This is a genomic window from Variovorax sp. FG153 (assembly GCF_057809595.1).
The window spans coordinates 35,333-49,240 of the sequence record NZ_JBMDKG010000015.1 but is presented as its reverse complement, the minus strand read 5'-3'; the positions used below and the strand labels follow the sequence as shown (position 1 = coordinate 49,240).

Here is a 13,908-nt window from a genome sequence, read left to right as displayed (position 1 = left end):
GGGTGTCTCCTCAGCCGGCCAGCGTGGCCATTTCCTTGCGGTACAGCGCCTCGGTCCAGGCCAGGCCGCCGGGCGTGGCCAGGCCGCTGTCGTTGAGCCGCTGCACCAGGCCCGGCAGGTCGTGGATGCCGTCGGCGAAGGCGCGCTCGATCACGTCGCCCAGCAGGTCTTCGTAGGTGGTGGCCGGGCGCTGGCGCGCCTGGTGCGGTTGCAGGTAGCGGTCTTGTGGCATGGGGTCCTCCGTGGGTGAGGTGGAATTCTTCAAACGGTCGCGGCCATCGCGGGCGTGGCCAGCGGCGCGGTCCAGGCGTCGTAGCCGTAGACCCAGTCGGCGTTGCCGCCCTCGCGCAGCCAGTTGTTGCCGCGCGATCCGAGCTGCACCTGGCTCGCGCGCTCGATGCGGGCGGTCTCGAAGTCGGCCAGCGCGGCGGCGATGCCGTCCATCGCCACGCCCTCGAGATGGCGCGCGAGCACCACCGCGTCCTCGATCGCCATGCCCGCGCCCTGCGCCATGAACGGCAGCATCGGATGCGCGGCATCGCCGATCAGCGCCATGCGGCCGCGCGCCCAGGCGGGCATCGGGTCGCGTTCGTAGAGCGCGGTCTTGAGCACCGTGTCGCAGGCGTCGAGCAGCGCGCGCGCCTCGGGGTGGTAGGCCGTGTACTGGGCGCGCAGCTCGTCCACGTCGCCGGGCGCGGTCCAGGACTCGAGCTGCCAGCTGTCCTGCGGCGTGGTCGCGAAGATGAAGATGTCGCGCCCGCGGTTGAGCGGGAAGGTGACGATCTGGCTCTGCGGATTCGGCCCCCACCACTTGGTGAAGGCGCCGAGGTTCGGCAGGCCGGCCACGCGTTCAGCACTCACCACGGCACGGTAGGCCACGATGCCGGTGAAGCGCGGACTCTCGGCGCCGAACATCGCGTTGCGCACGCAGGAGTGGATGCCGTCGGCGCCGATCAGCGCGCCCACGCGGGCCTCGCTGCCGTCGGTGAAGGAGATCGTCACGCCGCCCTCGTCGGCCGCGATGCGCTCGGCGCGTCGGGCCAATGCCACGCGCTCGGCCGGGAACATCTGGGCCAGCGCGGCCAGCAGGTCGGCGCGGTGGATCGTGAGCTGCGGCGCGCCGTAGCGTGCCTCGGCCGATTCGGCCATCTCGAGGCGCGAGGTCTCCGCGCCGCTGTCGTAGGTGCGGCTAATGCGGTGCGAGGGCCGCGCGGCGGTCACGCGGGCCGCCTCGCCGACGCCGAGGCCGTCGAGCGCGCGCACCGCGTTGGGCGTGAGGTTGATGTCGGCGCCGACGCGCGCGAACTGCTTCGCCTGCTCGAACACGACCACGTCGTGGCCGGCGCGGCGCAGCGCGATGGCGGCGGCCAGGCCGCCGATGCCGGCGCCGACGATGCCGAGGGTGGATTCGCTGGTGTTCATGGGTGTGTGTCTCTTCCTTCTTGTTCGCGGCTCACTCGGCCACGATGTTTCGCGCCTTGACGATGCGGGCCCAGACGGCCGTCTCGTCGCGGATGTGGGCGGCGAACGCTGCCGGCTTCATCGCGGCGCCGGTCATGCCCTGCGCCTTCAGGCGCTCGCGCACCTCGGGCTGAGCCAGCATCTCGGCCGCGTCCTTCGCGAGCTGGTCGACCACCGCCGCCGGCGTGCCGCGCGGCGCCATCAGGCCGTACCAGGAGGTCACGGCCACGCCCTGGATGCCCTGCTCCGCCAAGGTGGGGATGTCGGGCGCGGCGGGGCTGCGCACGGCCTCGGTCACGCCGAGCGCGATCAGCTTGCCGTTGCCGATGAACGGCAGGGTCGCGGGCAGGTTGCTGAACATCAGCGGCACCGAGCCACCGAGCACGTCGTTGAGCGCGGGCGGCGTGCCCTTGTAGGGCACATGCAGCAGGTCGATGCCGGCCTGCTGCTTGAACAGCTCGCCCGCCAGGTGCAGCCCGCTGCCCACGCCGGGCGAGGCATACGACAGCGTGCCGGGCTTGGCCTTGGCCTGCGCCACCAGCTCCTTCACGCTCTTGATGCCCGAGGCCGGCGATGCCACCAGCACGTTGGGTGCCTTGGCCAGCATGGTGATCGGCACGAAGTCCTTCTGCATGTCGAACGGGAAGTTCGGCATCAGCGTGGGATTGATCGTGACGTTGCCGGCCGGGATCACCAGCAGCGTGTGGCCGTCGCCCTTGGCGCGCTTGACCTTCTCCATGCCGATGTTGCCGGCCGCGCCGACCTGGTTGTCGACCACGGCTGCCTGGCCGTAGCGCCTGGCGAGCCCGTCGGACAGCACGCGCGCCAGCGTGTCGACCGGCCCGCCGGGCGGGAACGGCGAGACGATGGTGAAGCGCTCGGCGGCCAGTTGCTTGTGCACATCGCTTTGCGCGCTCGCGGGCAAGGCGATGGCGGCCAGCGCCGCGAACAGGAGGGAGACACAGAAGCGTCGTTGCATGGTGATCGGAACCGTCATTTCTTCTCGGTGAGGAAGGCGCCCTTCGGCCCCTCCGCGTTCTTCTGGCGCCGCGTGTGGCCGTCGAGGCCGCCATCGACCGCCCATTCGGCGAACACCGTCGGCCCCGGCTCGAACTCGCGCGGCTGCCAGTCGGCCGTGAGCTGGTCCTCGTCGGCGTAGTACTCGATCAGGCCGCCGGCCGGGTTTTTGAAATACCAGAAGTAGGCCGAGGAGACCGGGTGCCGGCCCGGGCCGAGCTGCGTGTCCCAGCCCTGGCGCGAGAAGTGCAACCCGCCGCCGAACACCTCGTGGATGTCGCGCACGGTGAAGGCCACGTGGTTGAGCCCGCGCTTGCCCGAGGGAATCTGCAGCAGGAACAGGTCGTGGTGGCCGCCCTCGGGCGCGCAGCGCATGAAGGCGCCGCGGTTCGGATAGCTGTCGGAGCCGACGAAGCCGAAGCGTTCGGCATAGAAGGCGCTCGTGGCCTTCACGTCGCCGACGAAGAACACCACGTGGCCAACCTCGATCGGCGTGGCGCGCTCGTAGATCGGCGCGGGCCGGTTGAGGCGCGGCTTGGCGTTCCAGGTGTTCATCGCACCGCAGTCGACCTCGACGGCATGCTTGCGGCTGACCTGCAGCCGCACGGCCAGGCCGTTGGGATCGATGCAGCCGATGCGGCGCGCGCCGTCGATGCTGGCGTCGAAGAAAGCCGGATCGTTCGCGATCGCGGCGGCGTAGCGCTCGAGATCGGCCTCGCTCTCCACGCCCCACACCACCTCGCGCAGGGTCGGGCCCTCCTCCATCGCGGGCGGCAGGCTCGCGTCGCTCGACGCCGCAACGACGACCCGGCAGCCGTTGAGGCACTCGAAGACGAGTTCGCCGGGCGCCTCGGACTTCAGCGCGAGGCCCCAGTCCTCGAAGAAGCGGCGGCAGGTGGGCAGGTCGTCCGCCCCGTAGGTGATCTGGTCGATGCCTAGAACGCTCATGGTGTGGCCCTGTTCAGTTCGCCCACGCGAGCGGTTGTTCGTTGGTGCCCCAGTACATGCTCTTCTGCTCCATGTACTGGAAGATGCCTTCGCGGCCCTTCTCGCGGCCCAGGCCGCTGTCGCGCCAGCCACCGAAGGGCGTGGAGACCGAGAACTGCTTGTAGGTGTTGACCCAGACCGTGCCGGCCTGCACCGCGCGGCCGAGCTTCCAGGCGCGCTTGAAGTCGCGGCTCCACACGCCCGCGGCCAGCGCGTAGACGCTGTCGTTGGCCTGCGCGACCAGCGAGGCCTCGTCGTCGAAGGGCATCGCGACCAGCACCGGGCCGAAGATCTCCTCCTGGCTGGTGCGCGCGCCGTTGTCCAGGCCTTCGATGATGGTCGGCCGGTAGAAGTAGCCGCTGTCGTAGCCGGCGCCCTGCGGACGCACGCCACCGGTGCGGATGCGGCCGCCCTCGGACACGCCGAGCTCGACGTAGCGCTCGATGCCCTCGCGGTGCTTCGCCGTGATCAGCGGGCCCATCTGTGTGCGCTCCGAAGCCGGGTCGCCCACGCGCAGTGCGTTCGCGCCTTCGGCCAGCCGCGTGAGGAACTCGTCGTAGATGCCGCGCGCCACGAACAGCCGCGAGCCCGCGATGCACGATTCGCCCGACGAGCTGAAGATGCCGTAGAGCACGCCGTTGACGGCATGGTCGAGGTCCGCGTCCTCGAGCACCATGGTCGGCGACTTGCCGCCGAGCTCGAGCGACACCGGCATCATCTTGTCGGCCGCGATGTGGGCGATGTGCCGGCCGGTGGTGGTGCCGCCGGTGAAGGACACGCGCTTGACCAGCGGATGCCTGGTGATCGCATCGCCGATCACCGAGCCCCGGCCCGGCAGCACGCTGACGATGCCCCTGGGCACGCCGGCCTGTTCGCAGATGCGCGCCAGTTCGAGCGCCATCAGCGGCGTGACCTCGGCGGGCTTCACCACCACGGCGTTGCCGGCCGCCAGCGCGGGCGCGAGCTTCTGCGCCTCGCTCGCGATCGGCGAGTTCCACGGCGTGATCGCCGCGACCACGCCCATGGGCTCGTGCACGCTCATCGTGACGAAGGCGCCGCGCGACGGGGTGATGCTTTCCTCGAGCGTCTCGAGCGCGGCCGCGAAGAACTGGAAGGTGCCCGCGGCACTGGCCACGAGGTTGCGCGTCTCGTTGATCGGCTTGCCGTTGTCGAGGCGCTGCTTCTGCGCCAGCGATTCGGCCTCGTCGCGGATCAGCTGCGCCACGCGGTGCAGCACGGTGGCGCGCTCGTGCGGCAGGCGCTGGGCCCAGCCGCTGGTGCGAAAGGCCCGGTCGGCGCCCGCGATGGCCTCCTCGACGTCGGTCAGGCTCGCGGCGCGCAGGCGCGCGATCGGTTCGCCGGTGGCCGGGTACAGGCTTTCGTAGATGTCGCCGCCGCCCAGGCGCCATTCGCCGGCGATGCAGATCGGAAGAAGTTCGGAAGAAATCATGGGGTGGCTCAGATGGCGAGCGCCGCGACGCGGTTGCGCAGCGCGCGCACGGCGCTGTAGACGGTCAGCGCGGAGGTCTTGGGATTGGCCGCGAGCGGCTTGTTGCGCATGGTCAGCTCGAAGCTGCCGAAGGCGCCCTCGGCTTCGACGGTGTGCACGTTCTCGGCGGTGGCCGGGTCGGCGATCAGCCGCACCTGCGTGCGGTCGAGCCCCAGGCCCGCGAGCGAGACGGTGGCCGCCACGTTGGCGTTCTTCGGATAGAGCAAGGCCGCCTCGCGCGCGCTGCCCTCGAAGATGACGGTGGCCTGCGCCAGCGCGTCGAGGTCGCGGCCCTGCTCGGCCGGCGTGCCCTTCCAGGCCTTCGGCGGCTTGCGGCCGGTGTAGCGCACGCTGGCCAGGCCGCCGATGCGGGCCGCGGCCAGCGCGTCGATCGCGCCGATGGCGCCCGGGATCAGCTGCACCTGGGTGCGGCCCGCGACCGCCGCGGCCTCGAGCCGTTCGGCGAAGCCGGCGGTCGACAGCGCGCCCACCGACGCGACCACGCAGGGCGTGCCGCGTTCCAGCGCGGGCAGCACGTGCTGCTCGATGGCCGCATGGCCCGCGGTCTCGACCACGAGGTCGATGCCTTCGGCCGGCACCGCGGCGAGCACCTGCGCGCCGGGCGCGGCCTGGCGCGCGGCTTCGGCGCCGTCGGCGGGCACGACGACGGTCGTCACCTCCAGGGCCGGGTCGTCGCGCAGCAGTTCGAGCACCGCGGTGCCGATGGCGCCGCAGCCGACCAGGGCGATGCGCTTGGGGGCGGTCATGGATCGGGTCTCGCTCGCTGTCACTTTGCCGTGCCGAGCGCGGGAATCTGCGTGACCGTGTTGGTCGGCGGGCCCGCGAAGCTGGTCTTGAAGCCGCCGATCGACAGCATGTCGATCTCGAGCAGGAAGGGGCCGTCGGTGGACAGCGCCTCGTCGAGCCGCGCCGGCAGCTCGGCCAGGTCCTTCACGCGCGCATGCGGCAGCGCGATCGACCGGCACAGCAATTCGTAGTCGGGCGTGTGCAGCTCGGCATAGCACTGGCGGCCGCCGTACTGCGCGTCCTGGATGTTCTTGATCACGCCGTAGCTCTGGTCGTTCATCAGCACGATGGCCATCGGCGCCTTCTCCTGCACCATGCAGGCCAGCTCGCCCAGGTTGAGGATGAAGCCGCCGTCGCCGGCCAGGCAGAAGGTCTTGCGGCCCGAACCGGTGACCGCGGCACCGATGGCCGCGCCGATCGCCATCGGCATGCCCTGCCCGATGCCGCCGCCCGTGGCGTGCACGCCGGCGCTCGGCTCGAAGATGCGCAGCTCGCGGTTGCCCCAGGTGCTGTTGGAGACCGTCACGTCGCGCACCCAGTTGAACTGGCGGCCGGCCGCCGACTGCAGGCGGCGCACGAGTTCGGCATAGGGCCCGAGGCCGTCGCGCAGCGTCGCCACCGCCTGCTCGTGCGCGGCGCGCAGGTCGACCAGCAGTCGCGGGTCGGCGCGGTAGCCGGCCGCCTCGAGGCGATCGGCCAGGCCCTCGAGCGCGAGCGCCGAGTCGCCGCAGACGAAGGCCTCGGAGGCATAGCAGCGGCCTTCGGCGGCCGCGTCGGCATCGATGCGGTAGAGCGGGCGCGGCAGCTTGAGTTCGTACTTGAGCGTCTCGTTGCCGCGCAGCCGCGAGCCGACGACCAGCAGCGCATCGCAGCTCTGGTAGAAGGCCTCGACCGGCTTCTGGATGTTGTAGGCGCCGAGCGAGCCGGCATCGTCCTCGGGCACGGTGCCGCGGCCCTGCGTGGTCGTGACCACGCCGAAGCCCAGCTTCTGCAGCCGCTGGATCGCGGCACGGGCATGGCGCGCGCCGCCGCCGATCCACAGCAGCGGACGCTTCGCGGCGGCGAGCCGCGCGGCCAGCGCATCGAGCCCGGCAGCCGAGGGCACGGGCCGCTCGATGGGCAGCGGCGACAGGTCGGCCGGCATGGTGGTCAGCGCCGACTGGATGTCGATCGGGATCTCCACGCTGACCGGGCCGGTGGGCGCGGTCAGCGCGAGCTGCACCGCGCGCTTGAGCGTGCCGAGCACGGTCTCGACGCTGCGCACGCGCAGCGCCGCCTTCGACACCGCCTTGAGCATGGTGAGCTGGTCGGGCGCCTCGTGGATGTACGACATGCCCTTGTCGAGGTAGGGCGTCTCGATCTGCCCGGTGATGTGCAAGAGCGGCGCGCCGGCGGTGAGCGCCTCGACCAGGCTGCCCGCGATGTTGCCCGCGGCCGGACCGGTGCTGGTGATGCACACGCCCAGGCTCGCGGTGGAGCGTGCATAGGCGTCGGCCATGTTGCCCGCGCCGGCCTCGCCGCGCGCCGAGACGAAGCGGATCGTGCCGCGCTGCGCGAAGGCATCGAGGATCGGCATGTTGTGGATCGAGATCACGCCGAAGGCGGCCTTGACGCCGCACTGCTCGAGGAAGGCGGCGACGACCGCGCCCACGGTCACGGGGCTGTTGTTGTTCTGGGGGTTATGCATGGCGCGAGTGGCCTCCGGAGATGTCGATATGGCTGCCCGTCGTGTAGGAAGCGAGGGGGGAAGCAAGGAACAGGATCGCGCGCGCGGCTTCGGTCGGAAGCCCCAGGCGACCCAGCGGGATGTGTTTGGTCTTCGCGAGCTGGCCGCTCCAGGCGGCCCAGTCCAGCGACTTGTCTTCGCGCGCCTCGAAGCGGCGGCGCCACTGGCCCGACTCGACCAGGCCGATCAGGATGCCGTTGACGCGCACGCCCTGCGGCGCGAACTCGGTCGCCATCGAGCGCACCAGGTTCAAGAGGCCCGCGCGCGCGGCCGAGGTCGCGACCATGTGCGGCTCGGGCTGGCGCGCCAGCAGCGAGTTGGCGCAGACGATGGCGGCGTCGCCAAGCACGGCGCGCTGCGCCGCGAGCTGCGGCAGGAAGGCGCGCGTGGGATGGATCACCGAGAAGAACTTCAGGTGCAGCTCCTGCGTCCACGCCTCGTCGTCGGTGTCGGCGAAGGTCGAGACCCGGCCCTGCCCCGCGTTGTTGACCAGCATCGAGGCCGGGCCGAGCGCGGCCTCGCTGGCGGCCGCGAAGGCGCGCACCGCGGCGGCATCGAGCACGTCGCAGGGCTGCGCGAACAGCCGCGCCTCGGGAAAGCGCGCGCGCAGGCCGGCCACGGCGCCATCGAGCCGCTCGGCGTTACGGCCGCACAGCGCGACCGCGGCGCCGCAGGCCAGCAGCAGCTCGACCGTGGCCAGGCCGATGCCCGACGACCCGCCCGTGACCACGGCCACGCGGCCGGCCAGTGCATCGGCGGCGAAGAAGGAAGAAGAGGAAGCAGCCATGGATCTCAGGCGCTGCGCAGCGGCACCACCTTGGCGGCGCGCGCGGGCGAGTAATTGAGCAGGCCCGAGATCTCGTCGGCCGTGCCGCGCACGCGCTGCACCATCTCGTCCATGCGGCTCTCGTCGATGTGGCCCGAGGTGATGGTGGCGCCCAGTGCCGCCACGATGTGGCCGCCGTGGTCGCGCACCGGCGCGGCGATGGTCGAAATGTTCGACTCGAAGAAGCCCTCGCCGAGCACATAGCCGCGCTGGCGGTCGGCCTGCACCATGTCGAACAGCTCGTTGACGGTCTTCGGCGTGCTCGGCGAGAAGGTCTCGAGCTTGTCCTCGGGATAGAGGGCGCGCAGTTGCGGCAGGGTCAGGTCCTCCAGCAGGATGCGGCCCAGCACCGTGGCATGGGCCGGCAGCCGCGTGCCCACGGTGACCGAGCTCGCGAAGGGCGTGGGCGGCGCGACCTTGGCGACGTAGACGATCGAGCGGCCGTCGCGCACCACCAGGTTGCAGGGCGTGCGCAGCTCCTCGCAGAGGCGGTTGAGCAGCGGCGTGCCGAGCTGCGTGAGCTCGAGCGAGGCCAGGTATTCGAAGCCCAGGCGCAGCACGGCCAGGCCCAGGCGGTAGTCGCGCCCGCCTTCGGCGCGCTCGAGGAAGCCCATGTTCTCGAGCGTGGTGAGCAGGCGGAACACGGTCGAGCGCGGCAGGTCGAAGCGGCGCGCCAGCTCGGGCGCCGAGAGCGTGCGGCTCTCGCGGCTGAACTCGCACAGCACGCGCAATCCGCGCTCGAGCGCGGGCACGTTGTAGCGGTCCGCGCCCTCTTCCATCGCGTCGGTGTCATTGGTGGCCATGTCTCTTGATTTCCTTCGTTGGATAGGGGTGGTGGCGCTCAGTGCGCGAGCGATTCGCGCAGCAGCGCGGCGACGGCCCGCGGTTGCTCCACGTAGCCGGCGTGGCCCGCATCGTCCACCAATTCGAGCGCCACGCCGCAGCGCCGCGCCACTTCCTCGCAGGCCGCGGGCGGCGTGACCGCATCGAGCGCGCCGCAGGCCACGCGCACCGGCATCGGCGGCGGCAGCTCGGCCAGCAGGTCGGCGTTGCACAGCAGCTCGACGGCCTGGCGGTAGCCGCGGTCGTTCAGGCGCGCCATGTTCCAGCGCACCCATTGGCGCGCGGCCTCGCTGGCCTGGTCGGACACCAGCCGGCCCGCGCGCTGCGCAGCCATGCCGGCGATGCCGAGCTGCTCGAGCGTGGCGAGCCGTTCGGCGCGGACCTTGGCGCGCGCCTCCGCGCGCTGCGCGGCGCCGTAGCCGATCGCGGGGCTGACCAGCAGCAGCCGGCGGATGCGCGCATCGCGGCGCGCGGCCGCGGCGGCGACGATCGCGCCGAGCGAATGGCCGAGCAGCACGCAGGACTCGATGCGCAACGCATCGAGCAAGGCGCCCAGGCGCGCCGCGTAGTCGGCGGCTGTCGGTGCATCGGCCTCGAGCGGCGTCGATGCGCCGTAGCCCGGCGCGTCCCAGGCGATCAGTCGCGCCTCGGGTGCGAGCAGCTCGGCGACCTCGAGCCACGAGGCCGCGCCCGAGCCGATGCCATGCAGGCAGACGATCGCCGGGCCCTGCCCGCGTTCGCGCACCGACACCACGGCGTCGCCCGCGACCGCGACCTCGCGGGCCGCGAAGCGCGCATCGAGCCGCGCCAGCTCGGCAGCGGGCGGCATCGAGGCCTGGATGTCGATGGTCTGCATGGCCGCCGTGCTCAACGCTTGATCCTGGCCAGCGGATGGTCGGCCGGATAGGTCGGCGTCACCGGCTTCTTGGCGCCGAGCATCACGCACATCAGCGCGTCCTCGTCGCCGATGTTGATCTCCTCGCGGTAGACGCCGGGCGGCACCGAGATCAGGTCGCGGTCGGTCATGATGGTCTCGAAGCGCTCGCCGTCCTTCTCGATCACCACCTTGAGCTTGCCGCGGATCAGGAAGAACACTTCCTCCACGTCGGTGTGCAGGTGCGGCGGGCCTTCGTGGCCGGCCGGGATCACCATGGTCGAGAAGGTGAAGTGCTCGGCCGGCACGGTGTCGACGTCCTTGGCGACGCCGGTGCCGCCCGTGCCCACGTAGCGCATCTGGGCGCGGCGGAACTTGGGATCGAAATCGGCCTGGAACTTCAGCGCGTCCCAGTCGTACTTGCGGGTCGAATAGCGCGCGATGCGGCTGTCCATCCACTCGGCGAGGCTGCTGCCCGCGGGCTGCGCCAGGCTGTTGGTGCCGGCATCGTTGATCTTTTGCTGTTCGGACAGATCGCTCATGGTGTGGGACTCCTGGGTCGAAGAGGAAGGGATTCAGTGCATCGCGAAGCCGCCGTTCACGGCCAGCAGCTGGCCGGTCACGAAGCGCGCGAGGCCGGAGAGCAGGAACACGGTGGCGCCGCAGACGTCGGCCGCCTGCTGTTCGCGCGGGATGGCGCGGCCCTCGAGGTATTTCTGGTGGCGCGCCATCGGCACGTACTCGGTGGCCTCGACCAGCGTGAGGCCGGGCGCCACGGCGTTGACGGTGATGCCGTCGCCGCCCCATTCGCGCGCCAACGAGCGCGTCATGGAGATCACCGCGCCCTTGCTCGAGGCATAGGCCAGCAGGTTGGGCGCGCCCCACAGCGCAGTGTCGGAAGCGAGGTTGACGACGGCGCCGCGGCCGCTGTCGGCCAGCGCCGCGCGGCAGGCGCGGCCCATGAGCCAGCTGCCGCGCACGTTGACGGCCATCACGCGGTCCCACGTGTCGATCTCGAGCTGGTGCGCGTCGCGGCCGCCCGAATTGGTGATGGCGGCGTTGTTGACCAGGCCGTCGAGCCCGCCGAGCAGCCGGATCGCCTCGGCGGCGCCGGCCTCGATCGAGGCGGGGTCCGCGAGGTCGATGGCCAGCGCATGCGCCTGGCGGCCGGCGTCGCGCAGTGCCTTCGCTTCGCTTTCGGCCTGCTCGCCGAGGATGTCGGCCAGCACCACGCCGGCACCGGCCGCGGCGATGCATTGCGCGAACGCGAGGCCGAGGCCGCGCGCGCCGCCGGTGACGAGCACGCGGCGGCCGGCCAGCAGGTTGGCCGGCAGTTCGGCCAGCAGCGCCTGCAGGCTGGCGGGATCGGCGGTGGTCTTGAATTCGGTCATGGCGGGTTCAGTCGGCCTGGATGCCGAGCTCCTTGATGACCTTGCCGAAGCGCGCGTAGTCGGCGGCATTGGTCTTGCCGAGCACCTCGGCCTCGCCGCCCACGGGCGTGGTGCCGAGCACGGCCATGCGCGAGACGATCTCGGGCATCTTCAGGATCTCGTTGAAGTGGCCGTTGAGCGTCTTCACGATCTCGGGCGGCAGGTTGCGCGGGCCCCAGAGGCCGTTCCAGGCCGTCACCTCGACGTCCTTGTAGCCCTGCTCGGCCAGCGTGGGCACATGGGGCGCGAGCGGCGTGCGCTGGGCCGAGGCCACGGCCAGCGCGCGCAGCTTGCCGTTGGCGAAGTACGGCGCCACCGGGCCCAGCGTGATGAAGGTGACGGGCACGTGACCGCCGAGCACGTCGTTGACCGCCGGCGCCACGCCCTTGTAGGGCACGTGCGCGAGGCTGGCGCCCGAGGCGCGCGCGAACATCTCGCCGAGGATGTGCATCGGCGAGCCGCTGCCCGGGCTCGCATAGCCGAGCGGCTTGGCCGGCTTGGCCGCGGCCACCGCGTCCTTCAGGCTCGCGAAGCCGCTGCCGGCGCCGGCCACCAGGAACAGCGGCTGGCTACCGGTCTGCACGATCGGCGTGAAGCCCGCGAGCACGTCGTAGCCCGAGGTGCCGCCGGTCTTGAGCACCAGTTGCGCGATCGAGAAGGTGCTGGGCGCGAGCAGCAGCGTGTAGCCGTCGGGCGCGGCCTTCGACACGAAGGCGCTGCCGATGATGCCGCTGGCGCCGGGCCGGTTGTCGACCAGCACCGGCTGGCCGACGCGCGTGGCGAGCTTCTCGGCGAACAGCCGCGCGAGCGCGTCGGTGTCGCCGCCGGCCGGGTAGGCGACCACCAGCGTGATCGGCTTGGCCGGATAGGCGTCGGCCCAGGCGGACCCGGTGGCGCTGGCGGCGGCCGCGCAGACGGCGGCGGCAAGGGCGTGGCGGCGAGTGAGGGGCATGGATTCGTGGGTCCGGGTGGATCGCTGTTTGTTTTACTAATGAAACAACGATTTATTAATGGAACGCCACGAAGGATAGCGATCAGGACAACTTCATATCTAGGTAGAAACCCTAGTCGGCTTTGCGCATGCAAAAACAGGGCGGCTCCTCTCGGAACCGCCCTGCCCTGGCGTCGAAGCAGCGCTGCTCAGCCGCCGTAGCGCGCGACCGTCAGCCCTTCCATGTCGATCGCGGGCACACGCCCGCCGACCAGGTCGGCCATCACGCGGCCGGTGCCGGCCGCCATGGTCCAGCCCAGCGTGCCGTGGCCCGTGCTCAGCAGCAGGTTCGGGATGCGGCAGGCGCCGATCACGGGCGTGCCGTCGGGCGTCATCGGGCGCAGGCCGGTCCAGAAGCTGGCCGTGCCCACGTCGCCGCCGCGCGGAAAGAGATCGGTCACCACGTGCTCGAGCGTGTCGCGCCGGCCGGCATCGAGGCGCAGGTCGAAGCCCGAGAGCTGGGCCGTGCCGCCGACGCGGATGCGCTCGCCGAGCCGGGTGACGGCGACCTTGAAGGTCTCGTCCATCACGGTGGATTCGGGCGCCCCCGCCGGGTCGGCGATCGGCACCGTGATCGAGAAGCCCTTGACCGGGTACACCGGCAGGTCGATGCCCAGCGGCCTGGCGAGCGCGGGCGAGTAGCTGCCGAGCGCGAGCACGTAGCGGTCGGCGACGAAGCGACCGGCATCGGTGCGCACCGCGGTCACGCCGCCGCCGTCGTGCTCGATGGCCTCGATGTTCACGCCGAAGCGGAAGCTGGCGCCATGGCTCTCGGCCAGCACCGCCAGCGCCTGCGTGAACTTGAAGCAGTCGCCGGTCTCGTCGCCCGGCAGCCGCAGGCCGCCGACGAACTTCTCGCGCACCGCGGCCAGCGCGGGCTCGTATTGCACGCAGCCCTCGCGGTCGAGCAGCTGGTAGGGCACGCCCGAGGCCTTCAGCACCTCGACGTCCTTGGCGCTGTCGTCGAGCTGCTGCTGGCTGCGAAACAGCTGCAGCGTGCCCTGCATGCGCTCGTCGTAGGCGATGCCGGTATCGGCGCGCAGCGCCTTCAGGCAGTCGCGGCTGTATTCGGCCAGCCGCACCATGCGCGCCTTGTTGAGCTCGTAGCGCGCCTGCGTGCAGTTGCGCAGCATCGCGAGCCCCCAGCGCCACATGGCCGGGTCGAGCATCGGCTTGATGACCAGCGGGCTGTGCTGCATCAGCATCCACTTGACGGCCTTCCGCGGCACGCCGGGCCCGGCCCAGGGCGCCGAATAGCCGGGCGAGACCTCGCCCGCGTTGGCGAAGCTGGTTTCGAGCGCGGGCGCCGGCTGGCGCTCGAGCACCGTCACCTCGTGGCCGTCGCGCGCCAGGTAATACGCCACCGAGGTGCCGATGACACCGCTGCCCAGGACCAGGATCCGCATCGAAGACCTCCCGCTGCCGAAGCCGGCATGCCGCGAGGGTACAGCGGCCGA

General features: G+C 71.4%; 14 protein-coding genes. All 14 read right to left on the bottom strand.

Translation table 11 applies throughout. The annotated features are described in order from the left end of the window. Positions 1-10: 10 nt before the first annotated feature. Positions 11-232 carry a recombinase-like helix-turn-helix domain-containing protein gene (locus ACODT0_RS17900; RefSeq protein WP_057595700.1) on the bottom strand — a complete coding sequence of 74 codons (222 nt, stop codon included), beginning with the start codon at positions 230-232 and terminating at the stop codon, positions 11-13. Between the two features lie 29 nt (positions 233-261). After that, positions 262-1,422: an FAD-dependent monooxygenase gene (locus ACODT0_RS17895; protein WP_489041885.1), complete on the bottom strand. Its 1,161-nt coding sequence runs from the start codon at positions 1,420-1,422 to the stop codon at positions 262-264. A 31-nt stretch (positions 1,423-1,453) separates the two neighbouring features. Then, positions 1,454-2,440, bottom strand: coding sequence for a Bug family tripartite tricarboxylate transporter substrate binding protein (locus ACODT0_RS17890; RefSeq protein ID WP_489041931.1), 987 nt, complete (start codon positions 2,438-2,440; stop codon positions 1,454-1,456). A gap of 14 nt (positions 2,441-2,454) precedes the next feature. Next, complete coding sequence (locus ACODT0_RS17885; protein ID WP_489041884.1) at positions 2,455-3,426, bottom strand: VOC family protein; 972 nt, start codon at positions 3,424-3,426, stop codon at positions 2,455-2,457. 13 nt (positions 3,427-3,439) lie between these two features. Then, complete coding sequence (locus ACODT0_RS17880; protein WP_489041883.1) at positions 3,440-4,915, bottom strand: aldehyde dehydrogenase; 1,476 nt, start codon at positions 4,913-4,915, stop codon at positions 3,440-3,442. Positions 4,916-4,923: 8 nt separating this feature from the next. Beyond that, positions 4,924-5,721: an aspartate dehydrogenase gene (locus tag ACODT0_RS17875; RefSeq protein ID WP_489041882.1), complete on the bottom strand. Its 798-nt coding sequence runs from the start codon at positions 5,719-5,721 to the stop codon at positions 4,924-4,926. Between the two features lie 20 nt (positions 5,722-5,741). After that, positions 5,742-7,448, bottom strand: coding sequence for a thiamine pyrophosphate-binding protein (locus tag ACODT0_RS17870; protein WP_489041881.1), 1,707 nt, complete (start codon positions 7,446-7,448; stop codon positions 5,742-5,744). Continuing rightward, positions 7,441-8,274, bottom strand: coding sequence for an SDR family oxidoreductase (locus ACODT0_RS17865; RefSeq protein WP_413763146.1), 834 nt, complete (start codon positions 8,272-8,274; stop codon positions 7,441-7,443). Before ACODT0_RS17865 ends, ACODT0_RS17870 begins: the two co-directional genes overlap by 8 nt. A 5-nt stretch (positions 8,275-8,279) precedes the next feature. Beyond that, the gene (locus ACODT0_RS17860; RefSeq protein WP_057595708.1) at positions 8,280-9,116 is read right to left on the bottom strand and encodes an IclR family transcriptional regulator; all 837 of its coding nucleotides are present in this window, start codon (positions 9,114-9,116) and stop codon (positions 8,280-8,282) included. 38 nt (positions 9,117-9,154) lie between these two features. Next, on the bottom strand, positions 9,155-10,012 hold the full coding sequence (locus tag ACODT0_RS17855; protein WP_489041930.1) for an alpha/beta fold hydrolase: 858 nt from the start codon (positions 10,010-10,012) through the stop codon (positions 9,155-9,157). Between the two features lie 11 nt (positions 10,013-10,023). Beyond that, entirely contained in the window at positions 10,024-10,572 is a 549-nt protein-coding gene (locus ACODT0_RS17850) for a cupin domain-containing protein (protein ID WP_489041880.1), read from the bottom strand. A 33-nt stretch (positions 10,573-10,605) separates the two neighbouring features. Further along, on the bottom strand, positions 10,606-11,421 hold the full coding sequence (locus ACODT0_RS17845) for an SDR family oxidoreductase (protein ID WP_489041878.1): 816 nt from the start codon (positions 11,419-11,421) through the stop codon (positions 10,606-10,608). Between the two features lie 7 nt (positions 11,422-11,428). Continuing rightward, positions 11,429-12,412, bottom strand: a complete 984-nt coding sequence (locus tag ACODT0_RS17840; protein WP_261207045.1) for a Bug family tripartite tricarboxylate transporter substrate binding protein — start codon at positions 12,410-12,412, stop codon at positions 11,429-11,431. A 188-nt stretch (positions 12,413-12,600) separates the two neighbouring features. Beyond that, the gene (locus ACODT0_RS17835; RefSeq protein WP_489041877.1) at positions 12,601-13,857 is read right to left on the bottom strand and encodes a D-amino acid dehydrogenase; all 1,257 of its coding nucleotides are present in this window, start codon (positions 13,855-13,857) and stop codon (positions 12,601-12,603) included. Positions 13,858-13,908: the final 51 nt, after the last annotated feature.

Bases quoted from the DNA above. Each gene is read 5' to 3' on its own strand.
- ACODT0_RS17900 (WP_057595700.1), bottom strand. From the start codon at position 232: ATGCCACAAGACCGCTACCTGCAACCGCACCAGGCGCGCCAGCGCCCG.
- ACODT0_RS17895 (WP_489041885.1), bottom strand. From the start codon at position 1,422: ATGAACACCAGCGAATCCACCCTCGGCATCGTCGGCGCCGGCATCGGC.
- ACODT0_RS17890 (WP_489041931.1), bottom strand. From the start codon at position 2,440: ATGCAACGACGCTTCTGTGTCTCCCTCCTGTTCGCGGCGCTGGCCGCC.
- ACODT0_RS17885 (WP_489041884.1), bottom strand. From the start codon at position 3,426: ATGAGCGTTCTAGGCATCGACCAGATCACCTACGGGGCGGACGACCTG.
- ACODT0_RS17880 (WP_489041883.1), bottom strand. From the start codon at position 4,915: ATGATTTCTTCCGAACTTCTTCCGATCTGCATCGCCGGCGAATGGCGC.
- ACODT0_RS17875 (WP_489041882.1), bottom strand. From the start codon at position 5,721: ATGACCGCCCCCAAGCGCATCGCCCTGGTCGGCTGCGGCGCCATCGGC.
- ACODT0_RS17870 (WP_489041881.1), bottom strand. From the start codon at position 7,448: ATGCATAACCCCCAGAACAACAACAGCCCCGTGACCGTGGGCGCGGTC.
- ACODT0_RS17865 (WP_413763146.1), bottom strand. From the start codon at position 8,274: ATGGCTGCTTCCTCTTCTTCCTTCTTCGCCGCCGATGCACTGGCCGGC.
- ACODT0_RS17860 (WP_057595708.1), bottom strand. From the start codon at position 9,116: ATGGCCACCAATGACACCGACGCGATGGAAGAGGGCGCGGACCGCTAC.
- ACODT0_RS17855 (WP_489041930.1), bottom strand. From the start codon at position 10,012: ATGCAGACCATCGACATCCAGGCCTCGATGCCGCCCGCTGCCGAGCTG.
- ACODT0_RS17850 (WP_489041880.1), bottom strand. From the start codon at position 10,572: ATGAGCGATCTGTCCGAACAGCAAAAGATCAACGATGCCGGCACCAAC.
- ACODT0_RS17845 (WP_489041878.1), bottom strand. From the start codon at position 11,421: ATGACCGAATTCAAGACCACCGCCGATCCCGCCAGCCTGCAGGCGCTG.
- ACODT0_RS17840 (WP_261207045.1), bottom strand. From the start codon at position 12,412: ATGCCCCTCACTCGCCGCCACGCCCTTGCCGCCGCCGTCTGCGCGGCC.
- ACODT0_RS17835 (WP_489041877.1), bottom strand. From the start codon at position 13,857: ATGCGGATCCTGGTCCTGGGCAGCGGTGTCATCGGCACCTCGGTGGCG.